The following is a 26,224-nucleotide window of genomic DNA, read 5'->3' as shown; positions in this document are numbered from 1 at the left end:
CTCTAGAGAAGAGTTAACAAATAGAATAAATAATACAGAAACCAAATTGGCGGATATAAAAGTTAACATTACAGAGGAGTATAAAATCATAAAATAAATTAATTCTTTTTACAACGATATAGCATCATTCTTAAAAAAGCGCATTCCTTCCTCCCGATGATTCCATAAAAAAGATTTATTTTGGTAGGTAGCACCTGTAGTATTGCTAGTACTAGTATTTATTATCCTATTACTAGTAATAATTTTTCTATTAAGGCGATATTAATATTAAATAAATTAAATCAAACTTGAGAAGTAAGAAAAAATAATTTATGAACAAAATAAAAACTAATGAGTTACAGAAAGATTTCAACGATTATAATTCCTTAAAAGAAGATAAATAAAGAAGTACGTATTATAAAACTTGAGCTATAACAAGATTACATTAATATATTTTAAACCCTCCATAATCAACCCGCCTTTTTAACACTCTACTTCTTGCGGTTACTGATAATCCTCTTAAAATGATAAATTCTGCATACACAATTAAAACGGCGGTTATGAAATTTTTCAGTTAATTTAATTTCCACCTTATTTTAACACGTCAAAACGCCAGTTCACAGGTGCTGGATCAATCGAGTTGCCTGTTGTATTGGTCAGTCTAAGTTCAATTCTGTTTGCACTTATGATCCACACATTCCACACTAACCCAGCAGGTACTGCAGCCAGAGGAACAGCCGTTACCATATCACCGGGGTTACAGGCTAATGAAGAATAAGTTATTGCAGATGTTGCCCCTGGTGATATTGCAGGAAAGTCAATTTGTGCTGTTTTAGTTTTTGCTGTACCTATTTTCCCAAAAATATCATACTCGGCTGTAGGAGACGTGGACATGGCAATCCATCCTAAACAATTCTCATTTGTGACATCTGTATTAAAGAATACGTCACCTTTCGTGGCTCTCCCGCTTGGCATACTATTGGAATAGCCTCCATCGTTGTTGTAGCAATTGCTTGTTGACTCTGCCCCGATGACATAGACTCTGTATCCAGTGCCCGTAACTGTAAAACGATTTGATCTTACTATTGTATTCAATATTCTTGGATCATTTTTATAAAAACAATTGTCAGAGACAACTACATTATTACCTTGATATACATTGTTAGCTGCTTGAGTGAGATAAACCAGATCTTCTCTTATGCCGAATTTTCCAGACCTTATAATATTGTTTTCAACGGTTACATTGCTTGAATCAGATATACGGACGCCGTTGTATGCATCGCTAATGTGATTATCATGCACCCGGCAATTATCAGCCATTCCGTACATCCTAATCCCGGCAGAATTTGGGTCATTCGAGCTGGCACAGTATAGTGTATTACTGCCTACAACGATCCTTTCAGCGGCTGACGCGACAATATCACACTGAACATTGATTTGTTGGTTGTGGTTTACAGAGCAACTATTCGCATAAATATGAATATTACGCATGTAGTCGCTCTGGTAGACTACTTTGCAATCAATACCTTGAAGTAAATTATCATGAAAATTATTGTCATGAATGATCAAATTCTCGATATTGTTTGCAGCTATGTCGAAACCGTCACGCACGTTTCCGTAGCACTCATTGCCTGCGACTTCAGTGTTTTTTATCGTGATCTTTGGATTAGGCAAGTCAAGGCCGCCCATCTTGAGTCCATCATATTGATTGTTAAATGACTTGTTTCGAAGGTATTTGAATCCATTGCACCCCTGTATGTAAAAGGGCCAATCCCGAAAACCATATCCTTCACAATCAAGTATCACACCATCCGTAATATTCTCCAGCCAGATACCGTACGATCCATTAGACAATCTGAGCCTTTTGATCATAACCTTAGAAGCGTTCGAACCCTTAATCATGTATCTGGTCCCTGTTGTCTGCAGTGATCCGTCGAAAATAAAATCCGAAAATGTGATGTTGCTACAGTTATCAACTTTAAAACCATTCGTATTATTGATGAACTTTATAACTGTGCCGGGCGCACATTCAAAGCGTATATCATTCCGACATGTGATACTTCCAAGCAAGTAGATTCCGTAAGGAAAAAATACCGTCCCGCCTTTCTCCCCCAAAAAATCAATTATCTGTTGAACAGCTTCTGTAGAAATCTTCTCCCCATCTCCCTTCCCTCCAAACCATTCAACATTAAAGCTTCTTGATCCGAACTCAATATTAGTCTGAATGAAGCTTTGTTTAAGTGAATCAATCTCCGCACGGTTTTGTATGCTTTCTCGGTTCAACCTCTCGATCTCAACCCCGTAATCTACAACATCTGAAGTCACTTTTATCAGCTCCTTCCATATTTATAATTATCTAACAGAAATCCTTCTTATGTCTATATTTTTCCTAGTAGAGGTACTATTTGATTTTTTATTAGGACCCCGGAGGCGTTTCTTTTTTGCTTTATGCTGCGTCCTCCCATTGCCTTCTGTACAAAGATCTATAGTATCCAGATCTGATTTCACAAGAGGTTTAAGCGATGCTGGTTCATAAGTGTGACGCCCTTAAATAATAAGCGTCATTTATACAGCTATCATTCTCTCACCTCTTGATCGTAATAGTTAACAGTCAGAATAAGATGCGGCTCATACTAGCTGTTGTTCTATCAATACCTTTTCAATATCGGGACGCAAAAAGACCGGAATGCTGGATATCTACCAGCGTTCCAGTCTTTATTAGCTCCACACATGTTTGTTCTGCCCCAGATACGAAAGCAAGCGAAAGGAGGTTTTAAACAAAAAAGAAGCGCAATTAGCAGCAGTGGTAAGAGAATATTTAAAGAAGTATGTAAACGAGCAGAATTACCTATCTTATTACCATATGTTTTAACGCTGTACATTTGCTGGAAGCTGACGCAAATAAAAAAATACGTGTCCGAAAGACTTGGGCACGCAAGCGTGAAAGTCACAGCGGACACGTATTTACATATAACTCAAAAGATTGAAGATGATGCTTCAGCTCTTTACGAGCAGTATTTATGGGTAAATTATGAGTAAATATACTCAACGAACCCTAGAACCTCTAATGCATCAAGGTTAACCGATACTGCCTTCCATCTCGAATTTAATGAGACGATTCATTTCAACCGCATATTCCATCGGCAATTCTTTGGTGAATGGCTCGATGAAGCCCATGACGATCATCTGAGTCGCTTCCGCATCCGACAGACCGCGGCTCATCAGATAGAAGAGCTGATCTTCGGACACTTTCGATACGGTTGCTTCGTGCTCAAGGGTGATGTTATCGTTCAGGATCTCGTTGTACGGGATCGTATCTGATGTCGATTGCTTATCCATGATAAGCGTATCACACTTGATGTTCGATTTGGAGCCGGCAGAATTGCGGCCGAATGATGCCAGACCACGGTAAGTTACTTTACCGCCATGCTTGGAAATGGACTTCGATACGATCGTAGAAGTCGTGTCCGGAGCCAGGTGATGCATTTTGGCACCTGCATCCTGATGCTGGCCTTTACCCGCAACGGCGATCGACAACACGGAGCCTTTAGCGCCGCGGCCTTTGAGAATAACGGCTGGATACTTCATCGTCAGCTTGGAGCCGATATTGCCATCTACCCACTCCATGTTCGCGCCTTCTTCGGCAACGGCACGTTTGGTTACGAGGTTGTAGATGTTCGGTGCCCAGTTCTGAATGGTCGTATAACGGGCACGGGAGTTTTTGCGGCAGACGATTTCGACAACTGCGCTGTGCAGGGAATTCGTGCTGTATACAGGAGCTGTACAGCCTTCAACATAGTGAACGAAGCTATCTTCATCCGTAATGATGAGTGTACGCTCGAATTGGCCCATGTTCTCCGAGTTGATACGGAAGTAAGCTTGAAGAGGCACTTCACATTTTACGCCTTTAGGCACGTAAATGAAGCTTCCTCCGGACCATACTGCGCTGTTCAGCGCAGCGAATTTGTTATCTGTCGGAGGGATAACCGTTCCGAAATACTCGCGGAATAATTCCGGATATTCACGAAGCGCAGAGTCCGTATCCATGAAGATAACGCCTTGATCTTCAAGTTCTTTCTGCATGCTGTGGTATACGACTTCGGATTCATACTGAGCGGATACACCGGCGAGGAACTTTTGCTCCGCTTCCGGAATTCCCAGCTTGTCGAAAGTTTCCTTGATTTCAGTCGGAACTTCCTCCCATGTTTTCCCCTGCTTCTCAGAAGGCTTCACATAGTACTGAATCTCATTAAAGTCCAGATCGTCCAGATCCCCGCCCCAACGCGGCATCGGCATGCTGAAGAACTGCTCCAGTGATTTCAGACGGAACTCGAGCATCCACTCGGGCTCGCCCTTCATTCTGGAAATTTCGGTTACGATTTCTGCATTCAGCCCTTTTCCGGATTGGAAAATGGATTTGTGCTCGTCCCGAAAGCCATATTTGTACTCTTCCATTTCTGGCATTTGCTTGGCCATCGTGCTAACCTCCTTCAAAATTGTAATTACGCTTGCTTGGTTTGATCAATTCCTTTACGCAGCGCATTCCATGCTAAGGTAGCGCACTTAATGCGGGCCGGAAATTTGTTCACACCGGACAAAGCCTCTATATCTTCGTACTCGAATTCTACATTCTCACCCTTCATGAGCTTAGAGAAGTTCTCTGCCATCTCCAATGCTTCATCGAGGGTCTTGCCCTTCACGGCATCCGTCATCATGGATGCGGAGGACATTGAAATCGAACAGCCTTCACCTACATACTTGGCAGCTTTTACTACCCCGTCTTCCACCTGCATTTGCAGAGTGATACGGTCACCGCATGTAGGATTGTTCAAATTGATCGAGACGGATTCGTTCTCGTCGAACGTTCCGCGGTTTCTTGGCGTCTTATAATGATCCATAATGACTCTGCGGTATAAATCATCCAAGTTCATGACCGAAGTACTCCTTTGTTTTTAGTAAGCCCTTGACGAGTCGGTCGATGTCATCTTCAGTATTGTATAAATAAAAGCTGGCACGGGCCGTTGCGGATTGTTCCAGCCATCTCATAAGCGGCTGGCAGCAATGGTGACCGGCTCGGATGGCAATTCCTTCCGCATCCAGGACGGTAGCCAGGTCGTGCGGATGGACAACATCCACGTTAAACGTGACCAGACCTACACGATTCTTCTGCGGACCATATACACTCAGACCTTCAATCTCAAGCATACGCTCCATAGCATAAGCCGTCAAGCTGGCGTCATGAGCCGCAATCGCGTCCAGTCCAATATCCTCCAGGAAATCGATGGCGGCTCCCAAGCCGACTGCTCCTGCAATGATCGGGGTGCCTCCTTCGAATTTCCAAGGAAGCTCCTTCCATGTGGAATCATACAAATCTACATGGTCGATCATTTCACCGCCGAATTCAATCGGCTCCATGGCATCAAGCAGTTCTTTCTTCCCATACAATACCCCGATTCCGGTCGGCCCACACATTTTGTGACCGGAGAAGGCGAAGAAATCGCAGTCCAGATCCTGCACATCTACCTTCAGATGAGGTGCGCTCTGGGCGCCGTCTACCATCATTTTGGCACCATGGCGGTGGGCAATTTCGGCAATTGCCTTCACCGGGTTCAAGACACCAAGCACATTGGACAGATGCACAACGGAGACGAACTTCGTACGGTCCGTGATTGTCTTCTCGACATCTTCGAGCGTAATCGAACCGTCCGCCTGAAGCGGGATATATTTCAGCGTGGCTCCAGTCGCTTTAGCGACCTGCTGCCACGGAATGAGATTGCTGTGATGCTCCATAGGCGTAATGACAATTTCATCGCCCTCACCGCAGATGGAGCGCGCATAACTGCCGGCGACCAGGTTGATCGCAGTCGTTGTACCGCGGGTAAAGATAATTTCCTGCTCGGAGCGGGCATTGATGAAGCGTACAACTTTGGCTCTTGCCCCTTCGTAAGCATCCGTCGCCCGCGATCCCAGAGTATGAACGCCTCGGTGTACGTTGGAATTGTCCCATTCGTAGTATTTCTTCAGGGCTTCGATGACTTGGACCGGCTTCTGGGAAGTCGCAGAGCTATCCAGATAAACGAGCGGACGCCCGTTCACTTCCTGATTCAAAATGGGGAACAGTTCACGTATTTCCGAAGGTTTCATTGCCCCAGCTTCCTCTCTACCATTGTTTGCAGCTGCTCTTCCAGTTTCGCGATCGGAATCTCCGATACGACTGGCGCCAGGAAACCGTAGATAAGCAGGCGAGTCGCTTCGTCACGCGAAATACCGCGGGACATCATGTAGTAAACCTGCTCCTGGTTAACTTGGCCTACGCTCGCTGCGTGACCGGCTTTAACATCGTCTTCGTCGATCAGAAGAATCGGGTTCGCGTCTCCGCGTGCTTTAGGACTCAGCATCAGGACACGTTCGGTCTGCTGACCGTTGGCACCCGTAGCGCCCTTCTCAATCTTCGTAATGCCGTTCACAATAGCCGTACTGTTGTCTTTCATAACAGCACGCGTAATCATGTCACTGGAAGAATTGAGACCGAAGTGAATAGCGCGGGTTGTCAGGTTCAGCTTCTGGTCCTGCGTCCCGACGCAGATGACTTTCGCATCCGAGAATGAACCGTTGCCTTTCAAGACGGAAGTCGTATCCGACATCGAGTTGCCATCGTTCATTTCACCGACTACCCAATTCACGCGGCCGTCGTTCTCGACGATCGCGCGGCGGTATGTGAGGTCGGTTACGCCTTCGCCGAGGTTGTGGACAGAAGCCACTTGTACATTAGCGCCCGGCTTCACGAATACTTCCGTTACACCGTTCTGCACCAGTTTGCCGGCACCCGTGGATGTAAAGTTCTCCACATAAGTAACGGAGCTGTTCGTCTCTGCAACGATCAATACGTGCGGAGAGAAGCTTGCCGCTGCGTCATCCGACAAGAACAACGCTTGCAGCGGGATTTCTACGTTCACATTCTTAGGAACATAGATGAACACGCCGCCGCTCCACAGAGCGGAGTGGAGGGCTGTCAGCAGGTTCTCGCCCGCATCCACTGCTTTGCCCAGGTAAGGGCGCACCAGATCCCCATGCTCGCGTGCAGCTGTTTCCAGGTCCGTGAAGATAACACCCTGGTTAGCGATTTGTTCCGAAAGCTTATGATAAACAGCGCCTGAATTGCGCTGAACAATGATGTTCGTTTCGTTCACAAGCGACTTCACCTGCTCAGGCAGGTCGCTTACGGATGCCAAACTTTGAGGGGTGCTATAAGTTCCGAAGGAACTGAAGTCCCAACGATCCAGTTTTGTTTTCTCCAATTTCGGTAATTCCAAAGATTCCGCCAGATTGGCCGCCTGCACACGCAGATCGGTCAACCACTCCGGCTCCTGTCTGGCTTTCGACGCTTCAGCGACGGCTTGGGAATCAACGGGAAGAATGGTTTGTGTCGTCATTTCTATTTCCTCCTAAATTAAATAGCCCAGGCCATTAATTGTATTTCGGTGCAGTCGTATTCATAGGCACTTGGAATTCCTGCTCGTCATCATGACCCACCGTTTCGTCAACAATGCCAAGTTCTTCTTTAATCCAGTCGTATCCTTCTTTCTCCAGACGCTGAGCCAGCTCAGGACCCCCGGATTTAACAATTCTGCCCTGCATCATGACATGGACGAAGTCCGGAGTTACATAATCCAGCAGACGCTGGTAGTGAGTAATGATCAGGAATCCGCGGTCTTCGCTGCGCATAGCATTTACACCTTGAGCTACGATGCGGAGCGCATCGATATCCAGACCTGAGTCAATCTCGTCGAGAATGGCAATGCGCGGATCAAGCATAAGCATTTGCAGAATTTCGTTCCGCTTCTTCTCACCGCCGGAGAAACCTTCATTCAGGTAACGGTGCATGAATTCCGGATTCATTTCAAGCTCCTTCATTCTGCCTTCCATTTGACGGATAAATTTGATCAGGGAGATTTCACTGCCTTCTTCACGACGGGCATTGATCGCACTGCGGAGGAAATCGGCATTGGTAACGCCGGCAATCTCGCTTGGATACTGCATAGCCAGGAACAGACCCGCGCGCGCTCTTTCGTCAACGGCCATTTCCAGCACATCTTCACCGTCAAGGGAAATGGAACCTTCCGTTACTTCGTATTTAGGGTGACCCATGATCGTGGATGCCAGCGTACTTTTACCTGTTCCGTTTGGTCCCATGATCGCATGAATTTCGCCGCCCTTAACTTCCAGGTCTAGGCCTTTCAGAATTTCTTTACCTTCGATTGCTGCTTTCAGACCCTCTATCTTAAATACGGGTGCATTTGCCATAGTGAATTAACCCTCCAACTTTTAAATGAATTTCACTTTATAATCATTCTAATATGATTATCAATGATTCTCAATAGCCTCATGATAGACTATCCCGCCTACTTTAATCAAGAAAGTACATTATGCACGGCTTTTCAAGCCTAAACGCCTTTGTTTGAGCTTTTTCATTTTATTTTGCTTGTCCCGTGTATCCAGCGGAATTTCGGGTTGTCAATATGTATGTTAAGCATGCTCTGTCCGCTTCAATCCGCCTTACTCGGCCAAAGCCTGATCCAGCTCCGTCAGTATCTTCTGGAAAGCTTCATCACCCAGTACAGGCGTGCGCCCGGCGGAGGCAAGATCGGCCTGCAGCTCAATCCAGGACTTGCAGCCTTCATAATCGGACAAGACAGGAAGCACGACCGGCTCATCCAGCTTGTACACACGCAGAATCATTACATGAAGAGGATGCTTGCGTTTCCATTTGAGTCTTTCTTCCGCGAACGATTCCGTCCAAATATGAAAAGACTGAAAACGATTCAGCGTATCCGGATCACTGATTTCGATATCCCGGACGAGCTCCGCCCAGCTTGAAATCGTGACCTGCCTGTCCTCCGGATTCCAGTCATGAACAGTGGCTTCCAGATGCTGCTTGCTCTCGTCTTTAACAAGATGAGATTTCTGATGTTCATAAGTCGGATACAGGTAAAAAGCATCGGAAACTACGCTGAAATGTTTCGTTTCCTCACGGATTCCGCCTTTACGCATGATCAGAATCTGATCTCCGCGCTCAAGCGCCTGCACCGCGACTGCCCACTCTTTTAACGCGATAAGGGGATGGTTCATATCAATCACCTCTTTGTGCCCAAGTTATCGGCTCACTTCACTCTATTATAGAGGTCCCCTTCCCGTAATGGCAAACCGGGGCCGTACAAAACCTGTGCAGGTGCGCAAAAAGACCAGCGCCCCCAGTCGGGGGCTGCCGGCCACTGGCAGGTTTGTCAGACTCAGTTCTTTGCAAAAGAGCTTAACATCCAGCGGTGCTTTTCAAGTGCCACACTGATGCCCAGCAGCATATCTGCTGTTCCCTCGTCTTTGGCCTCGTCAGCCTCCTGGATTCCCTGCTTCAGCTCTCCGATGATCGTTTCGAAGTCTGCCAGGAGACTGCGCACCATTTCATCGGGTTTCTCCCCGCCATCCGCTTCTTTAATGCTGGATAGCTCAAGACTTTCCTTCATCGTCGCCACCGGCTTTCCGCCTACCGCGAGCAGACGCTCTGCAAGCTCGTCGACATAATTAGCCGCCTCGTTGTACAATTCCTCGAATTTAACGTGCAGGGTAAAAAACTCATGGCCTTTCACATTCCAGTGAAAATTATGCAGTTTAACGAACAACACAGTCCAGTTGGCAACCTGACGGTTGAGCACTTTATGAGCGGAACGGATAGCAATTGACATTTTTTAATCCTCCTGATCTCGGTTTCTTCGGCTAGTGTCGGCGAATCGCCTTCATTTTATGTAAAAAGTCCTCCAGGACCGAAACGGCAGGGCGGCATAAGCCGGAGAACCCCATGAGAGGATAAAAAGGACCTTCTTTTTCAGTAAAAGCAGTTTCATGAAGGGGGGATTTCCTTTATACTAGTGCTTAAGTCGGAATTAACGGACAGACAACCGGAGCGACCCGTCTTTGCATACAACTACCAGGAGGAACTGCCCATGACCACTTACCGCGCACTTACCGAAGCGGAAGCGATAGCATATGCCAAAGAGCTGCCGAATATCTTTGCGGCTGATGCGCAGCTGACAAGCCGTGAAATCGGAGACGGCAATCTTAATCTTGTTTTTCACATTACCGATGAACAATCAGGCCGCAGTCTTATCCTCAAGCAGGCCCTTCCTTATGCCAAAGTTGTGGGTGAATCATGGCCCTTGACCCTTGACCGGGCGCGTATTGAAAGCGAGGCTCTGCAATTGCAGGCTTCCTTCTGTCCGGAACTCGTTCCTCATGTATTTGCATATGAGAAAGATTTAGCGCTCACCGTCATGGAAGATCTGAGCGATCATGTCATCATGCGCAAAGGGCTTATGGAGAATAACCGTTATCCTCTGTTCGCCGGACATATCGGCACCTTCATGGCGCGCACGCTGTTCTACACATCGGATCTTGGCATGAACCAGCAGAAGAAGAAACTCCAAGTCGGCCAGTTCATCAACCCTGAGTTATGCAAAATTACAGAGGATCTGATTTTTGACGATCCGTACCGGGATTCGCCCAACAATAACGTGGAAGCTCATCTGAAGGATGCCGTAGCGGCAATCTGGAAGGATCATGATCTTCACCTGGAAGTGGCCATTCTGCGCAATACGTTCCTGACCCGGGCGGAGTCGCTGCTGCATGGCGACCTGCATACAGGAAGTATATTCATCAAAGCCGACTCCACCAAAGTGATTGATCCCGAATTCGCCTACTACGGACCGATGGGTTTTGATATCGGAGCCCTCCTTGCGAATCTGCTCCTGAACTATGCCGCTCAGGAAGGCTGGAGTACAGACGAAGCAGAACGTGCGGACTACAGGAAATATCTTCTGGAAACCGTTAAAGAGGTTTGGACTGTATTCGAGCGTGAATTCCGAACTCTATGGGATAACGACGTCACAGACCCGATGTCGGAAACCCCCGCTTATCAGGACTGGTATTTGAACCGCGTTCTGCAGGAAACGATCGGCTTCGCCGGATGCAAAATGGTGCGCCGTATTTACGGGCTGTCGCATGTAGCGGACATTGACGGCATCGAAGATGCCTCTGCCCGTGAGAAAGCACAGCGTCTAGCGCTCGCTATCGGTACCTCCCTGATCAAGCACCACCGCAAAGCGGCATCGATTGACGAGCTGATTGCAATCGCCCGGGATGCGGCAGTTTCAAGAGAAGGAGTAGTGAAATGACCTCAACAACTGACACACATTCGGAAGGACAGCGCGGCTGGCTTCAATCGGTCCGCTGGAACGGAGAGCAGCTCGATCTTCTCGATCAGCGTCTTCTGCCGGAAGAAATTGTTTATCTGCCGCTTGATTCCGTGCACGGCGTCTGGGAAGCCATCCGCTCTATGAAGGTGCGCGGCGCCCCGGCAATTGCTATTGCCGCTGCATACGGCGTCTTCCTTGGCCTCAAAGATTCCGTGGAAGATGGCGCCATCTCCCGTGAAGCCAACCGCAGACGTCTTGCGGGTGAAGTTGCGAAGCAGGCGGATTATCTCGCCACTTCGCGCCCGACCGCAGTCAATCTGTTCTGGGCGCTGGACCGGCTTAAGCGCCTGACGCAGAAGCTCGTCCAAATGGACATTTCTCATAACGAAATGAAGCAGGCGATTCTTACCGAGGCTATACAAATCCAGGCCGAGGATGAAGAAACCAACCGCCGCATCGGCGAATTCGCGCTGGAGCTGTTCGAGGACGGCATGGGCGTGCTCACGCACTGCAACGCCGGCGGCCTGGCTACAGCGAAGTACGGCACCGCCTTGGCGCCGTTCTACCTCGCTCAAGAGCAGGGCATCTCGCTGAAGGTATTCGCCGATGAGACGCGTCCTGTGCTGCAGGGTGCGCGTCTGACGGCTTTCGAGCTTCAGCAGGCCGGCGTCGATGTGACGCTCATCTGCGACAACATGGCGGGTGCCGTGATGAAGAAGGGCTGGGTGCAGGCGGTTATCGTCGGCACAGACCGCGTCGCGGCTAACGGCGATGTAGCCAACAAGATCGGCACGTACAGCGTTGCCGTGCTGGCCAAAGCGCACGGCATTCCTTTCTACGTGGCATGTCCGATGTCCACGATCGATCTTGGCACCGCGACCGGCGAAGAGATCCCGATTGAAGAGCGCGGCGAGGAAGAGGTTACGCAGAGCTTCGGCAAACGGACGGCTCCGCAGGGCGTAAAAGTGTACAACCCGGCATTCGATGTGACGCCGAATGATTATGTCACGGCGATTATTACGGAGAAGGGCGTTGTAAAGGCGCCTTTCACCGAGAATTTAGCTAAATTGTTCGAAGAATAGACCCTTCGGACAAGCTGTCATATAAGGAAGAAGCCAGCCCGGATCTATCCCGGACTGGCTTCTTCCTTGTATGGAGGTTATCCTGCTCCACTCCGAACTTGTTCTTTTTCTAGTCCCCGGACAGGATCTCCTCGACTTTCTCCAGGACGCCCTGCCCCAGCTCAACACCGCTGGCTGCCGCGTTCTCTTCCACCTGCTGCGGCCTGCTGGCTCCCACAAGTGCGCTCGCCACATTCGGCTGACGCAGAATCCAGGCAAGCGCCAGCTGGCCAATCGTCACGTCAAGCTCAGATGCTATGCCTTCGAGCTTCCGGACTTTGGCGATGTTCCCGGCCGTAAGCGCCTTGCGCATGGAATCGACTTTTGCTGCACGGCTGTCTGCCGGAATATCCTCTTCGGACTTGTATTTGCCGGTCAATAACCCCTGCGCAAGCGGTGAAAAGACCACTTGTCCGATGCCTTTTTCCTCGCCGAGCGGGATGACTTCTTTTTCAATATAACGGTTGAACATATTATAAATCGGCTGGTTCACAATGATGCGGTCAAGCAAGTACTTGTCAGCGATCGCATGCGCTTCCGCCATTTGTGCGGCTGTCCACTCGCTCACCCCGACATACAGGATTTTGCCCTGCGTTACAAGGTCGTCAAGAGCGCGCAGCGTCTCTTCCAGGGGCGTATCCGGATCATAGCGGTGACAATAAAAAAGATCGACATAATCGGTGCCTAACCGCCGAAGACTGGCATGCGCCTGCTCCATCAGATGTTTGCGGGAAAGCCCCCGGTCATTGGGGCCTTCGCCCATAGGGCCGAATGCTTTCGTAGCAAGTACGTAAGATTCTCTGGGATATTCCTTCAGCGTCTCCCCTACGACTTTCTCCGCTTCCCCCTGCATATACACATTGGCGGTGTCGAAAAAGTTGATTCCGAGCTCATACGCTTTGCGGATCGATTGTACGGCGTTGTCACGTTCGACGTAACCCCCGTATGTAAGCCAGCTGCCGAGACTGATTTCACTTACTTTCAAGCCGGACCGTCCCAGTTTGCGATATTTCATCGGTTCCTACCTCCAATAAGTATGATTAGCGTGTAGAATAACAGGTCTTCCTAAACAATCATAGAGTACTTTACCTGTAAAAAGAATGGAATAAGGCAGCCTGCGACTATTTATTTCGAAAAAAATACGGGAGTGTCTCTCCTTGAGAGGGACTTAATCCCTCTCGATCTGTACCGCGCAGCCTTCAGCAGCCGAACGGTTGGAAGCTTCCATGAGCTTGGTCAGATCAGCCGCCAATTGAACGTTCGCCTCAGCCCGGGTACCGCTGCGGATATGATCCACCCATTGTTCAAATGCGGACAGATTCGGCTGGGGAAGATCATGGATCACCGTCCAGCCCTCGCCTCCTCCTTCCTGCTTGCGCGTGCGGAGCAGAAGTCTGTCGTCATGCTGGGAATAAAGCAAGCTTCCTTCGGTTCCGTGAATCTCAATCACAAAGGGAGAATAACTGTTCACGAAACCGGCTTCCACGATGCCCAGCGCCCCGTCCGGGTAGCGGAGCACGCTGACCGCGTTATCTTCCACGCCGCGTCCTGTCACACTCCCGTAGGAAGCCGTCACGCTCTCCGGCATGCCCAGAAACAGCCGCGTCAGATACATCGGATGGCAGCCCAGATCAATCATCGCGCCGCCCTGGCAAGCTTCCCGATCGAAGAAACGCTCCGGAAGCCAGCCGCCGCCTTCCTCCCGGCTGAGCCCGCCGCTGTGGGACAGCCTCGCGCGCACAAGAGTCAGCCTGCCGAGCAGATTCTGCTCCAGAATGTTCTGAACAGCCAGCGTATAGGGCTGGTTCAGTCTCGGCAGAGACACCGTGAGCACGATACCCGCTTCCGCCACGGCTTGCAGGATTTCACTGCATGCCGCCCATGTGGAGGCAATGACTTTTTCCGTGAAAATATGCTTGCCTGCTCTTGCTGCGGCTATCAGGACCTCCCGGTGCAGATTGGTGGGCGTCGTTACAATGACCCCTCCGATTGCCGGATCGGCCAGCAGGTCATCGAGCTTCTCGTAAAAGGGAAGTCCCCGCTTTTGCGCCTCCATCGAACCTCTCTGTGCATCTTCATCCCAGATCGCTGCAAGCTCCGTGCCCGGATGCCGGATGGCGTCCTTCTCGTAATCAGCCGCATGAACGTGCCAGAAGCTGAGCAAAGCTACTTTTAACATGCTGTTACCTCCGCCTGTGTGTCCTGTTGGTTCGTCAAACGCTTTCCCTCTTATTGAGTGGCGAGCGGTGTGATTACGCTTTCAAATTCCTTGTGAAAAGTGTACACGCGTGCATTTTTCAACATCATGAAGTCATTAGTTATGCAGACTAACTGGTCCACTAAAAATAGCGTAAAGTGGCTCTTTTGAAATGTCAACCGGCCCGCTATGATTAGACAAAAAACAAGCAGGAGTGACACACCATGAGAAGAAAAGAATTTGCCATGGAAGAATGGCACGAAATTGAGAGCTTTCTAAGTGAAATGACCTTCGGAGTACTGGGGACCGTCGGCGAGGACGGATATCCGAACCTGAAGCCGCTCAATTTCGTTTATACGGACGGCGCCCTCTATGCGCACGGCAGTAAAATCGGCGAGAAAATTGCGGACATGAAGAGAGACTCCCTAGTGTCCTTCTCTGTCGCCAAAGAATATGCGCTTATTCCTTCCTACTTCACAGATCCGGTGTATGCTTGTCCGGCCTCGGCTTTCTTCAAATCAGTCATTATCAAAGGCCGGGCTACCCTTGTGGAGGATCTGGAAGAGAAAGCACGGTCATTCGTCAGCTTTATGCACAAACTTCAGCCTGAGGGGGGCTACGATCCTGTTACGCTCGATGACCCGGGCTATGTCAAACAAATAAAGGGAGTCGCGGTGATCCGGATCGATCCGGACGATATTTCCGCCAAATTCAAATTCGGCCAGAACATGAAAGGTGCCAAGCGTGAAGGCGTTATAAGCGGACTGGAAAAACGAGGACTCGAGCTTGACGAGGAAGCGCTTAGACTGATGAAAGCGTATTGTCCTCATCATAAGGAAGATTGACCTCTGCATGGAATTAGGGATACAAATTAAAGCTGACACCGTCATATGAATGGTGCCAGCTTATTTTTTATTTTCTGCGTTCCTATATCTCAGCCAGCTTGATAATTCAGTAACTACAGACTCCAATTCATTATATGTTAAACATTGTCTTCTAACGATCGGATCGTTCCAGTTTAGATCCTGTACTACGAAAATCGGAAAACTTCGATACCCGAGTACACATCCTAATCTCAAGCATAATTGCCGGGGTACCTGACAAAAAACATATCTTCCTGCAAATCATCATTATTTTCATCTAAAATTGCTTTACCATCAATCTTATATTCGTTATATTCAATTCTTCCTGGGGAAAAGTCTATGGTTTCGAACATATTTCTCCTTTTCTAAACACCGCTGTAAGATAGGATGTGGAAATTCAGACCAAGCTCAAGTTCTCCGATTAATTGAATAACAGCCGGTGATATCTGAATTCCTAACTGCCCATAATCGGATCTCAAGTAACAATTTAAAGTAACCTCATACTGGTTTTTTATAAAGTTCAATTCTTGCTTTGCCTTTCTTAATGGATGGATGAGTTTTTCCAAAGCTAAATCAATAGAAATCTGCTCTGTTACATCAACTTCAAGTATCCATATATCATAAGGAGCAGCACTTTTAGTCGTAATTAATTGTCCTCTCCTGACTACTGTTGTAGGGACAACTTTCAAGCGGTTAAGCAATTCGAAGTTAAGATTACTAGCACTAATACTTAAGGAGCAATTACCCAATGGATTCATAAATTCCAATCCCCCAATAAAAAGTAAAGCATCTAAATAGTCAGGAATAATGTAACTTTACTTGGCAGGTCCCATTAAAAGCAAACCAACATATGTATAACTTCCCAATCTCACTAATGCAGTATTAAAGAGCCCACCGATAAAAAGGAGAGCTTGAGTAAGATATAAAGATCATTTGGATAGCTTCATTTGCGTATAGTATGGCTCAAATCCAAACTTTTTCCAAAAGTTAGAGCCACGAGCATTGGATTCCAAGACATCTATGGACACTTTTGCACCGTAAGGAAATGAATAACGGATTAGGTGTTTCAAAGCCTCAGTACCATATCCCTTACCTCGATGCTCTCTCCTCATATAAAACTGCCGCAGATAAATGTATTTTTCGTCGGGATAAAAGTCATCTTTTCTTATATGATATACTGCATAACCGATAACAGAAGTATCTTTTTGAATAATCTCAATTTCCCATTCATCAAATAGCCAGCCGTTCATCCGTTCTTCAAGTTGCTCCAAAGACATTGGATTCCGGCTGCCTTCATCTTGGATAAGCTCTTTATTCATTTGAGCAAGAAACTTTATATCTGCTTCTTTTGTTTTCTGTACGGAGAATCCCATTGTTACACCACCTGATAATTTTTAATATTAAATATTCGGTAAAATGGTTAAATTTCCCTTCCGGTGCTTCCTGCCATCCGAAAAAGTTGAAGATATTCGCGGATACAACGTTGAAGCGGTCTATCCATCATTTCAAGTATCTATGATAACTGTTTACGTTTTGAATGTGGCCTATGCCATTAACACGCTTTTTTGCCATCTATTAATTTCCCTCTGCCAACGGCGCCCTCTTTCACCATTTTCCGGGCCAAGCATTCTTCTGTTAGAGTTCTTATTGTCACAGCAAAAAAAAGCCTCCCTATCACCAAACGGTGTTAAGGAGGCCTTCCATCCATTGGCACTACACAGCCTTACTCCACGGCTGCAAAATCCTTCAACGCCTGACGGACGGCAGCCGGCGTATCCAGACGCAGCACGTCCTCCGCCAGTCTGCGGCAGGCGCCGCGGTCCAGACGAGACAGCGTCTCTTTCGTCCGGCTCAGCCGCCCTGCTTCCATGCTCCACTCGTCAAGACCGAGCCCGAGAAGCAGCGGAGCCGCCAGCGGATCGCCTGCCATACCGCCGCACATGCCGGTCCATTTGCCTGCATGATGCGAAGCTTCAATGACATTGCGGATAAGATGAAGCACGGCCGGATGAAAATAATCGTACAGGTACGCGACATGCTCATTCATCCGGTCTACTGCCAGCGTGTACTGTACAAGATCGTTCGTGCCGATGCTGAAGAAATCGACTTCTTGGGCGAATAATCCGGCCATAACAGCCGTGGAAGGGATTTCGACCATGATGCCCACTTCCATGTTCCGGTCGAAATCTACGCCTTCCTGTTCCAGCTCCAGCCGTGCTTTTGCAAGAATAGCCTTGGCCTGGCGCCATTCGTCCAGGCCCGAGATCATCGGGAACATCACCTTCATCGTACTGAAGGCGCTGGCCCGCAGAACCGCGCGCAGCTGAGTCTTCAGCAGCTCCGGCCGGGAGAGGCCGATCCGGATCGCGCGGTAGCCGAGGAACGGATTCGCTTCCTTCGGCAGCTCCAGGTAAGGCAGTTCTTTATCTCCGCCGATGTCCATCGTGCGGATGATTACCGGCCTGCCGTCCATGAGCTGCGCAGCCTCCAGGTACGCACGGTACTGCTCCTGCTCGCCCGGCAGTTCCTTGGCGTGCATGAACAGAAACTCCGTGCGGAACAGCCCCACTCCGTCCGCTCCGAGCCGGAGGGCGGCTTCCGCTTCGGCGGCGGCTCCGATGTTCGCCGCAAGCTCGACGCGCGTACCGTCGGCGGTAACCGCCGGCTGCGCGGCATAGGCCTCAAGCGACTTCTGGCGCTCGAGATCCAGCCCCATCCGGCGGCTGTATTCCGCCGTCGTCTGCTCGCTTGGCCGGGCGATACACAGCCCGGCGGACCCGTCGAGGACGAGAGGATCGCCGTCCTCGATTCCGTCGATGGCGCCGCCTGCGCCGACGATAGCTGCAATGCCGAGCGACCGCGCGAGAATAGCGGTGTGCGAGGTCGCTCCGCCCGTTCGGGTGATGAACCCTGCCACGACGGCCGGATCGAGCTGCACGGTATCGGACGGGGTCAAATCATCGGCGACGAGGATCACTTGCCCGCGGATGTCCGCGAGGCCCCGGGACTGCTCCGGTGACAGGCAGGCTAAGAGGCGGCCGCCGATGTCACGGATATCCGCGGCGCGCTCCTGCATGTACGCATTCTTCATGCCTTCGAAGAGAGCAGCCACAGCGCGGATGACTTCCGCCACAGCCGCCTCGGCCGTCTCATGCTGCTCCCGGATGCGGGCCTCCATCTTCGGATAGAAGGCCGGGTCATCGAGCAGCTTACGCTGTCCGGCTACAATGCCCGCCTGTTCTTCGCCGACAGAGACTTTGGCCTTCTCCGTCAGCGCCTCCAGCTCGGCGGCGCAGCGCTCCCGGGCCTCACCGAGCTTTGCTATCTCGGCTTCTACCTGACTGCTGTCAATAAACTGCCTGGCTTCCTCCTGCTGTCCAGAAGAAACTGCCGCCGGGCGGTACACATACGCTGGTGCTAATCGGATTCCTTCCGATACCCCGATTCCGTCTATACGGAGCTCCGTCATCAGGCTTCACCAAACTTGCTTTCCACAAGGGCAGCGAGCGCTTCCACCACTTCTTGCTCCCCGTCTCCGCTGCCTTCGATCGTGATGACCGCTCCTTCCTCAATCCCCAGCGTCATCAACTCCAGCATGCTTTTGCCGTCTGCTTCTTTGCCATCTTCCGTTCTGAGCTTAACAACCGCGCCGGATTCTCCTGCCTTGTCGGCAAAAAGCTGTGCCGGGCGGACGTGAAATCCCTGTTTATTCTGTATGGTTACGGTTTGTGTATACATCTTATTACCTCCTCCACCTATCTCCGTTTCCCGCTGCACCTTGCCGATTAAGATAGTAAAGTAATACGCTCCTTGTACTTCTCAATCAAAGCGTGGTTGTGAGCATCGGATCCGTCAATATTGCCGCTCAAAAATACCGGAGGCTGAGTGCCTCGCTCAATCATAATCTCGATCGCTTCCGCAAAAATCGCATTCAACAGGGTCGCCCCCACTACAGTGGAACTTGGTGTAAATGGAACTTTCATTCCCGGGTGGGAAAGCACGGCATCGCCCTTTACAGAGAAGTTATCCACTACAAGATCCACTGCGTCGGCCAGATGCTTGCCGCTCACATGGCGGGACGGCTGGCTTTTGGAATATTCCAGTGAAGTGATTCCGACAGTAAACGCTCCTTTTTCTTTCGCCATCAGAGCGACGTCAACCGGAACCGGATTCCTTCCCGAGGTCGACAGGACAAAGACCACTTCACCTTCGCGGATATCCTGCCCTTGCATGAAATCGACAGCCAGATCATTCTGTCTCTCCAGTTCGGAAGAACGGACAGCGCCCTCATGAAGCATAAGCTTCTCTACGAAGATAGGACGGATCGGGACAAGCCCGCCTGCCCGGTAGAAGACTTCCTCGGTCAGAATATGCGAGTGTCCGCAGCCGAACAGATGAATAATGCCGCCATCCTCTATGCAGGCCGCCACTTTCTCTGCGGCTTCTCTCATTTGCGCCGATTCCTCACGTTGAACCTTGTTCAGCAGTTCTCCAATTCGGTCAAAATACGTATTCATCATCATAGCTCTCACCCCGGTGTCTGTATTGGACGGCTGCCGCTGCTTCTTTTGTGAGCGCTAAGCAGGCGATGCCAGCCTGTCCTGTTAACTCATTTACTGTTTATTTATTGGCACAGCCCGCAGCGGTTGCCTGATTGTATATGGGTTGCCGCTTTCAACTAACGATTCACTTTTTAAGACTAGGTGCACTCAGCTTGCTTTCATTGTTCATTGTTCAACTTAACTCGTTATTGCTGCTTCTTGCTTCCGCTATCCGCTTCCTCTTCTACCGCCAATCTTTCCTTGGCGCGGTTCAGCATATCTGCCATCACGTCCAGGCTGCGCTCAATAATTTTCTCGCCTTTTTCTCTCGTTGCGAGCGTCGCATCGCCAAGCACGGCCGAGGAGGTCATTTCTTCCCACGGTGTCGGGGTGCAGTCCGCTTCAGCCGTCATCACCGGAGCGCCATTGATGGCTTTGCTCATGTCTACATATTCTCCGGCGAGGTAAAGCATATAGGAGGTTTCAATTTCATCCGCATGCATATAGGTCCCGTGAGCCGAGGCTGTTTCCCGTACTTCGTTAGTCACTTCTTTCGTTCCCGGATAAAAGAAGTAATACACCTTCAGTTCAGGGACCCGCTCGTAGAGCACCCGCGCCGCTTCCTTCAGAGCAACCGCATTGCCCAGATGACCGTTCACTATGGCAAAAATCCGGAACCCCTGCTGGTACAGGCTTTCTCCGATATCTGTCAGCATCCGGATGAGTGCTTCATTAGACACGTTGATGCTGCCCGGAAAATTACGCAGGCTCCATACCTGTCCGTACGGGAGCGTCGGCAGCACGAAGCTGGTTGTTCTCTCAGCCAGTCTGCCGGCCAGTCTCTCCGCCAGTAAATTATCCGTACCTAGAGGCAGGTGGGGACCGTGGGCTTCAACGGCGCCGATAGGCAATATAGCCGCCCGGAATTGTCGGATTTTATCCTGCACCTCGTATGAGTTTTCTGTCTCGAACCTCATCGTGTCCCCTCCTTATTTTTTGAAGGTAAAGCACCGTGCCGGGTTGGCCACAAAAAACTTCTCGATTAACTCCGAGCCGTTTAGTCCGCTGCGGTTGGCTTCATCCACGAAGCGGGGCACCCATTTGGCGATAATATACTCAAGGCCCAGACCGTAATCGTAATGCTTGTAATAGGTCTTGCGCGCTGTATCCCCGCTGATCAGAATCTGATCTTCGTAGCCCTTGCGTACGAGATTCAAGATAAGCTCGATGCGGGTACTCTCCGGAGCGTATTTGATCTTCCCGATCCCGTCGAAGCACATGAAAGCTCCGGTCGCCGCGATCTGTTCATGGTAGTAAGGGTCCGGGTTACGGTCCATATGCCCCAGACTCAGATAGGACAGATTCACGCCCTCGCTTTTGAGCAGCTCGATTTGTTCAAGCGCCATGGTGCCGACTTCCGTATGAGAATGAACGGGCGCTTTCGTCTCATGATGAGCCCGGGCAACAGCGCGCAGTGTTTTCTCTTCGAGCGGAGTAATCCGGTTATAGCCCGTACCAAACTTCACCTGTCCGGCTTTAAAAGGAGTTCCTTCCAGGCCTTCCTCCACCTCACGGATTACGAAATCCGCCAGTTCATTAATGCTTTTCGCCTCAATCCACTCCGCATAAGTCCGGTAATCTCCAGTCAACGGCTTCAGTTCTTCTTTAATCGCCGCATCCCACAGGAAGCTTTTGTTGAAGCCTGCCGTGCCGACGATTTGAATGCCGGTCTCCGTCGCAATTTCCTGAACGGCCTGTACGTCACGTCCGTAGTCTACCGCGGTCGCATCGACAATGGAGCGCCCACCGTGTTTTTTGAAATCCAGCACGTCGAGCTTGGATTTGTTCTTATCGTCGAGAAGTAAATCATCTTCGCCACGCTCCTGCCAGAAAGCAGGCCTGCAGACGATATGTTCGTGAGAATACGTGAAGCCGAATTCACTCGGCGAAATATCTCCATGAAGTGTGCGGATGTAGCTCATGCATTTCTCCTCCACTCTATCTGTGTTTACTCCCGGCCTCTTCTTCCAACATGTACGGGCTCAGCGGGCTAAGTGAATCAGCAGGGTCCGAGCAGAAGCCGGGAGCTCTTTTTATCGAAATCCACAAAATTTGCTTATACGTTCCTTAGAAGAACAGCTTCGCCAGGAAGCTCAGGATCGGTCCGATTATGAACATGTCGGAATCGGCCGCCCACATCGCCGTGTCCGGTACAGTGGATGAGATCAGGAATTTCACCATGAAGAACTGCCCCCAGGCGACGACGGTAGCGGTAATGAAGCCGCCAATGAGCGCCCCGCGCACACCACCGGTCGAGTTGCCGAATACCCCGGCTGTAGCGCCGTGGAAGAACAATACGATCATCGTCGGTACGAAAATGTAGGCAACGGTGTTGCCGAGAACCAGGAGCCAGATCAGTGCACCCGCGAACGCCCCGATAAAGCCGAGAACGACCGCGTTAGGTGCGTAAGGGAATACGATCGGAGCATCCAGCGCAGGTTTTGCGCCCGGTACCAGCTTGGTTGCGATCCCGTTAAATGCCGGAACAAGCTCGCCTACGAACATCCGGACCCCCATCAGTACGATGGCGATACCTCCGGCAAATGTGAACGATTGGATAATGGAATAAATAATGAAGTTCTGGTCTCCCGATTTGGCAATAAGCTCCTGAGCTCCGGGAGTGCCTTTAAAGGAAAGAATGATGGCGCCGACGAGGAACAGAATCCCCATGCTCAGAGCCGTAATGACATTGGAATCACGCAGAAATTCAAGTCCTTTGGGAACTTTAATTTTCTCCGAATCGTTGTTTTTGTTGCCCAGCAGCTTACCGAACCAGGCGGACAGGAGTGCTACCGATGCGGACGTATGACCGAGGGCAATGTTGTCGTTGCCCGTAATTTTGCGCATGTACGGTTGTGTAATCGCCGGCTGGAAGGTCCAGTACAGACCCAGTACAACAGCAAGCAGCAGGACAAGTTTCCAGATCGGCACGTCTCCGGCAGCATGTACCATCACACCGGCGAATACGGTCGATGTCCAGAACATCATATGGCCGGTCAAGTAAATGTATTTAAACCGTGTGAAGCGGGCCAGCGCCACGTTGATCAGAAAACCGAGCAGCATAGCCAGCGTAACTGCGCTCCCGAATTTGGAGTTGAACGCTTCCTGCCCCATAAAGGTGCCCAGAGAGCCTGTTTCAAGTCCGAATACTTCCTTCCACATCGGCTCGAAAACATTCAGTGCTTTTACGATAACGTCCGAACCCGCTCCGATTACCAGGAAGCCGATAATCGCTTTAAAGGTACCGCTTACGAGCTGGCTGGCTGACTTTTTCTGAAGCAGCAGACCAAGCAGAACGATAAATCCTAGCAGAATAGCCGGTGTTCCGAAAATGTTGGTAGCGATCCAAAAAAGTACGTCCATGGAGACCCCTCCTTATGAGTTACAGAACTTCTTCTAATTTTTGTTTAATTTCATTGTTGTCGAAGTAGTTGTTCACGATCACGATTTTGGCCGAATGCCCTTCCAGGCTCTGAGCCAGTTCATTGCTTGTAATAATATAGTCCGCCGCGGAACCCGATGCCGTGGATACGTCTGTATGCTCTACATCCGCGTTAACCCCCATGCCGCTTAATACATTCTCCACATTCATTCTCAGAATCAGGCTAGTTCCTTGTCCCAGACCGCATACGCATAAAATTTTCATTGTTAATTCCTCCCTAATAGTTGTTGGATCGTTTCTACATCAGGTGCCTGCATGAATTTCTCAATATTGCCTTCTTCACTGAGCAGCGTCGTCAATTTGCGCAGCATCGTGATGTGCTCCGAGCTTGTCGAGCCTCCCAGGGCGAACACGAGTCTCACCGGATCGTTCGAAGCGTGGCCGAATACGACCGGTTCCTTCAGACGGAGCAGGGAAACTGAAGCTTCCTTCACCCCTTCTTCCGCACGGGCGTGCGGCAGTGCGATATGGGGCGCAAGTACGAAATACGGCCCTTTCTCGCGGTACGATTCTACCATCGCATCTACGTAGCGCGCTTCGGCTGCATCCGCACGGACCAGCAGTTCCCCTGCCTTGCGGATGGCATCCTCCGCTGCTGCGCTTTCAACATCAAGAGCAATCAGTGATGGTTCCAAAAATTTCATTTCTCATCTCTCCCGTTACAGCTATTCTATCTACCACTGCCATTTGGCCCGATCAGCTCCACAAGTTCTTGGATCGTCCCGGCTTCCTTAAGCCGGATCAAGCTCTTCTCCTCGCGCAGCAGGATCGTTAATTCGGATAAAGCCTTTAAATGAGATTCTCCATCTATAGCGGCAAGCACCAGAATGACCTGGACCTGATGCCTCTCCTGATCCGAGAATGCGACCGCTTCCTCCAGTCTCAGGAGACTCATGCCAAGACGCTTCACACCGTCCTGCGGTTTTCCATGTGCGATTGCGATGCCGGGCGCTACGACAATATAAGGACCGAGCGCCTCGACTTTATCAATCATCGCCTGGACATAGGCTTCTTCAATGCGGCCTTCCCGCAGGAGCGGCTCCGAAGCCATCCGGATGGCCGCTCTCCAGTCTGAGGCCCGCGGCTGAACCCGGATCATCGAAGCGGGCAGCAGATCGGCCAGCGCCGGCTTGCGCGACTCGCTGAGCCAAGTCTTCTCGGCTGACATGTAGCGGTTCAGCTCATCAGTCAGCCCCGCCTCATCCGTGATGTCCGCATACTTGCGGACAATATCCATCAGTGCCTGGACGGAACTGGCCTGGACCCGCGAGCGCCGTCCCAGAGCCGTGTTCACCTGGTTCAGCAGATGCTCCTTGTCTTTATCACTCAGAATCGGGTTGACGACGAACACGGGAACCCGGCTGTCCGGCAGCGGAATCGTCGAGAAGATAAAATCAATCTCGTCTTCGCCGAACACCTTGTAATCTCTGAGCGACAGGACGGCTGTTATATCAACCGCCGAGAACAGATGCTCCAGCTGCGATTTCAGCATCCGTGAAGCGGAGATTCCGTTCACGCAGACAATCGCGGCTTTGCTTCTGGCAGCCGGCTGTGTATTCTCTCTGCGCAGCCAGCCGCCGAAATGCATCGCAAGATAACTGATTTCGCTGTCGTCCAGCCTGCGGCCGACCAGCTTCTCGAATGGACCCGCTGAGCGCCTTGCCAGCTCGAACACTTCGCCGTATTTCGACCGGATGTTCTCCAGCAGCGGATTCTCGTATTCGAGTCCGTACCGAATCCGGTAATAAGCAGGCTTGAGATGAACGAGCAGATTCTCTTCCATAACCTCCCGGTTAGGCAGAAATAAGCAGGCGTAACGCTGGAAGGCATCTGTCATTTCGCGGGCTGCGTTCTTCAGCGGCCCCAGCATCTCATCTGTACCGGCAAGCGGGTCCATCCAGTTCAGTCTGGCTCCGAGAAGATGCATCGTCATATAGCCGACCTCTTCTTCCGGTATTGCGCTTCCGGTCATACTCTCCAGACCTTCCGCGATTTGTCTGGCCGCCGTGTACTCCGGCATACGCCGCAGTACCTTGAGTTCATCCTCATCTACAGAGATGACTCTTCCGAGCTGAATCCTGCGGGCCGTTAACAGAAATTGCCCGGTAAGACTGAAGACCATCTCATCCGTAAGCTCCAGGCCCAGCAGCCTTTCACTCTCCGCTATTAACCCGGATAATTCTTTCAGCTGCTCTGCACTGTTCTCCGGGAACACCGGCTTAGCCAGTTCATAACCGGGCAGCTTATGAAGCTGATTCACAGCCTGTTCCCATCCCGCTTTACCAAGCACATACCCGAGATAATGAGACAGCGCTTTTCTCTGGTCGCCCTCTTCGCCCCGCACCCGGTACCCCAGCTTGCGGTCATAGGTGACCTCCAGACGTAAATCCTTCAGTTCGGGCCGGATGAGATTCAGATCCTTAAGCACCGTCCCCCTGCTGACCTGAAGACTGTCAGTCAGATTGTGGACGAATAAAGAATCTGATGCCGATATCAGCTGCACGGCCAGCCAGGACAGCCGTTCCCGCTGCGAGAAGTAATATTGCTGCGGCGGCAGTTTGCCCGCCAGTCCGGGTAAGCCCGCCCGGCTTTCTTCCGGCAGATAGTAACCGGCCGAACGTACATATTCCACAGGCGGCAGATGCATTTGCTTGAGCCAATCGTTTATTTTATCAAGATCGTAATAGACCATACGCCGGGAAATCCCCAGCTTCTTCATTAATTCTTCCAGAGACACGTAATCCGCAGCTTCCTGCAGCAGTGCCATGATCCGTG

General features: G+C 50.3%; 25 protein-coding genes. 3 read left to right on the top strand and 22 right to left on the bottom strand.

All coding sequences use genetic code 11. From position 1 onward, the window contains the following. Positions 1–570: 570 nt before the first annotated feature. From EDM21_RS15150 to EDM21_RS15115, 8 genes are all read right to left on the bottom strand, one after another. Entirely contained in the window at positions 571–2,304 is a 1,734-nt protein-coding gene (locus tag EDM21_RS15150; protein WP_157336703.1) for a right-handed parallel beta-helix repeat-containing protein, read from the bottom strand. A 753-nt stretch (positions 2,305–3,057) separates the two neighbouring features. Further along, positions 3,058–4,455 carry a Fe-S cluster assembly protein SufB gene (gene sufB, locus EDM21_RS15145; protein WP_157336701.1) on the bottom strand — a complete coding sequence of 466 codons (1,398 nt, stop codon included), beginning with the start codon at positions 4,453–4,455 and terminating at the stop codon, positions 3,058–3,060. 26 nt (positions 4,456–4,481) lie between these two features. Further along, positions 4,482–4,910 carry a Fe-S cluster assembly sulfur transfer protein SufU gene (gene sufU, locus EDM21_RS15140; RefSeq protein WP_068773446.1) on the bottom strand — a complete coding sequence of 143 codons (429 nt, stop codon included), beginning with the start codon at positions 4,908–4,910 and terminating at the stop codon, positions 4,482–4,484. After that, positions 4,897–6,123 carry a cysteine desulfurase gene (locus EDM21_RS15135; RefSeq protein WP_157336699.1) on the bottom strand — a complete coding sequence of 409 codons (1,227 nt, stop codon included), beginning with the start codon at positions 6,121–6,123 and terminating at the stop codon, positions 4,897–4,899. The genes sufU and EDM21_RS15135 overlap by 14 nt, the downstream gene beginning before the upstream one ends. Continuing rightward, the gene (sufD, locus tag EDM21_RS15130) at positions 6,120–7,412 is read right to left on the bottom strand and encodes a Fe-S cluster assembly protein SufD (protein WP_157336698.1); all 1,293 of its coding nucleotides are present in this window, start codon (positions 7,410–7,412) and stop codon (positions 6,120–6,122) included. Before sufD ends, EDM21_RS15135 begins: the two co-directional genes overlap by 4 nt. Positions 7,413–7,446: 34 nt before the next feature. Continuing rightward, positions 7,447–8,283 carry a Fe-S cluster assembly ATPase SufC gene (gene sufC, locus EDM21_RS15125; RefSeq protein WP_157336696.1) on the bottom strand — a complete coding sequence of 279 codons (837 nt, stop codon included), beginning with the start codon at positions 8,281–8,283 and terminating at the stop codon, positions 7,447–7,449. Between the two features lie 252 nt (positions 8,284–8,535). Beyond that, on the bottom strand, positions 8,536–9,108 hold the full coding sequence (locus tag EDM21_RS15120) for a DUF1802 family protein (protein WP_157336694.1): 573 nt from the start codon (positions 9,106–9,108) through the stop codon (positions 8,536–8,538). 161 nt (positions 9,109–9,269) lie between these two features. Continuing rightward, positions 9,270–9,719 (bottom strand): Dps family protein, encoded by a 450-nt coding sequence (locus EDM21_RS15115; RefSeq protein WP_157336692.1) that lies wholly within the window; start codon positions 9,717–9,719, stop codon positions 9,270–9,272. 258 nt (positions 9,720–9,977) lie between these two features. On the opposite strand from EDM21_RS15115, the gene mtnK reads away from it, so the two are divergent. Together mtnK and mtnA are read left to right on the top strand one after the other, a co-directional pair. Beyond that, on the top strand, positions 9,978–11,204 hold the full coding sequence (gene mtnK, locus EDM21_RS15110) for an S-methyl-5-thioribose kinase (RefSeq protein WP_157336690.1): 1,227 nt from the start codon (positions 9,978–9,980) through the stop codon (positions 11,202–11,204). Further along, positions 11,201–12,307, top strand: a complete 1,107-nt coding sequence (gene mtnA, locus EDM21_RS15105) for an S-methyl-5-thioribose-1-phosphate isomerase (RefSeq protein ID WP_157336688.1) — start codon at positions 11,201–11,203, stop codon at positions 12,305–12,307. Before mtnK ends, mtnA begins: the two co-directional genes overlap by 4 nt. 109 nt (positions 12,308–12,416) lie before the next feature. On the opposite strand, the gene EDM21_RS15100 is transcribed toward mtnA, so the two are convergent. Both EDM21_RS15100 and EDM21_RS15095 read right to left on the bottom strand, forming a co-directional pair. Further along, positions 12,417–13,361 (bottom strand): aldo/keto reductase family protein, encoded by a 945-nt coding sequence (locus tag EDM21_RS15100; RefSeq protein ID WP_157336686.1) that lies wholly within the window; start codon positions 13,359–13,361, stop codon positions 12,417–12,419. Between the two features lie 153 nt (positions 13,362–13,514). Then, positions 13,515–14,525, bottom strand: a complete 1,011-nt coding sequence (locus EDM21_RS15095; RefSeq protein WP_157336684.1) for a Gfo/Idh/MocA family protein — start codon at positions 14,523–14,525, stop codon at positions 13,515–13,517. Between the two features lie 242 nt (positions 14,526–14,767). Here EDM21_RS15095 and EDM21_RS15090 point away from each other — a divergent pair, with 242 nt between their 5' ends. Then, the gene (locus EDM21_RS15090) at positions 14,768–15,388 is read left to right on the top strand and encodes a pyridoxamine 5'-phosphate oxidase family protein (protein WP_157336681.1); all 621 of its coding nucleotides are present in this window, start codon (positions 14,768–14,770) and stop codon (positions 15,386–15,388) included. Between the two features lie 230 nt (positions 15,389–15,618). On the opposite strand, the gene EDM21_RS25020 is transcribed toward EDM21_RS15090, so the two are convergent. The 12 genes from EDM21_RS25020 to EDM21_RS15030 all read right to left on the bottom strand — a co-directional run bounded on the left by EDM21_RS25020 (position 15,619) and on the right by EDM21_RS15030 (position 26,216). Next, positions 15,619–15,759 (bottom strand): hypothetical protein, encoded by a 141-nt coding sequence (locus EDM21_RS25020; RefSeq protein ID WP_235918213.1) that lies wholly within the window; start codon positions 15,757–15,759, stop codon positions 15,619–15,621. A 12-nt stretch (positions 15,760–15,771) separates the two neighbouring features. Further along, positions 15,772–16,164 (bottom strand): DUF4279 domain-containing protein, encoded by a 393-nt coding sequence (locus EDM21_RS15080; RefSeq protein ID WP_157336679.1) that lies wholly within the window; start codon positions 16,162–16,164, stop codon positions 15,772–15,774. 171 nt (positions 16,165–16,335) lie between these two features. Further along, on the bottom strand, positions 16,336–16,779 hold the full coding sequence (locus tag EDM21_RS15075) for a GNAT family N-acetyltransferase (protein WP_157336677.1): 444 nt from the start codon (positions 16,777–16,779) through the stop codon (positions 16,336–16,338). Positions 16,780–17,129: 350 nt separating this feature from the next. Next, positions 17,130–18,875 carry a phosphoenolpyruvate--protein phosphotransferase gene (gene ptsP, locus EDM21_RS15070; RefSeq protein ID WP_157336675.1) on the bottom strand — a complete coding sequence of 582 codons (1,746 nt, stop codon included), beginning with the start codon at positions 18,873–18,875 and terminating at the stop codon, positions 17,130–17,132. Beyond that, positions 18,875–19,144 (bottom strand): HPr family phosphocarrier protein, encoded by a 270-nt coding sequence (locus EDM21_RS15065; protein ID WP_157336673.1) that lies wholly within the window; start codon positions 19,142–19,144, stop codon positions 18,875–18,877. Before EDM21_RS15065 ends, ptsP begins: the two co-directional genes overlap by 1 nt. A gap of 47 nt (positions 19,145–19,191) precedes the next feature. Beyond that, entirely contained in the window at positions 19,192–19,926 is a 735-nt protein-coding gene (locus EDM21_RS15060; protein ID WP_157336891.1) for an SIS domain-containing protein, read from the bottom strand. Between the two features lie 227 nt (positions 19,927–20,153). Further along, positions 20,154–20,924 (bottom strand): creatininase family protein, encoded by a 771-nt coding sequence (locus tag EDM21_RS15055; protein ID WP_157336672.1) that lies wholly within the window; start codon positions 20,922–20,924, stop codon positions 20,154–20,156. 12 nt (positions 20,925–20,936) lie between these two features. Continuing rightward, positions 20,937–21,929 (bottom strand): phosphotriesterase family protein, encoded by a 993-nt coding sequence (locus EDM21_RS15050; RefSeq protein WP_157336670.1) that lies wholly within the window; start codon positions 21,927–21,929, stop codon positions 20,937–20,939. A 145-nt stretch (positions 21,930–22,074) separates the two neighbouring features. Next, the gene (locus EDM21_RS15045) at positions 22,075–23,370 is read right to left on the bottom strand and encodes a PTS ascorbate transporter subunit IIC (RefSeq protein ID WP_068773430.1); all 1,296 of its coding nucleotides are present in this window, start codon (positions 23,368–23,370) and stop codon (positions 22,075–22,077) included. A gap of 19 nt (positions 23,371–23,389) precedes the next feature. Further along, complete coding sequence (locus tag EDM21_RS15040; RefSeq protein ID WP_157336668.1) at positions 23,390–23,653, bottom strand: PTS sugar transporter subunit IIB; 264 nt, start codon at positions 23,651–23,653, stop codon at positions 23,390–23,392. A gap of 2 nt (positions 23,654–23,655) precedes the next feature. Then, a complete protein-coding gene (locus EDM21_RS15035) occupies positions 23,656–24,093 on the bottom strand; it encodes a PTS sugar transporter subunit IIA (protein WP_068773428.1) in 438 nt (145 codons plus the stop codon). 26 nt (positions 24,094–24,119) lie between these two features. Then, positions 24,120–26,216 (bottom strand): BglG family transcription antiterminator, encoded by a 2,097-nt coding sequence (locus EDM21_RS15030; protein WP_157336666.1) that lies wholly within the window; start codon positions 26,214–26,216, stop codon positions 24,120–24,122. Positions 26,217–26,224 lie beyond the last annotated feature (8 nt).

Origin of the sequence: Paenibacillus lutrae (genome assembly GCF_009757775.1) — a bacterium.
GTDB lineage: Bacteria > Bacillota > Bacilli > Paenibacillales > NBRC-103111 > Paenibacillus_F > Paenibacillus_F lutrae.
The sequence above is the reverse complement of the archived record's forward strand: the minus strand, read 5'-3'. Positions and strand labels throughout refer to the sequence as shown.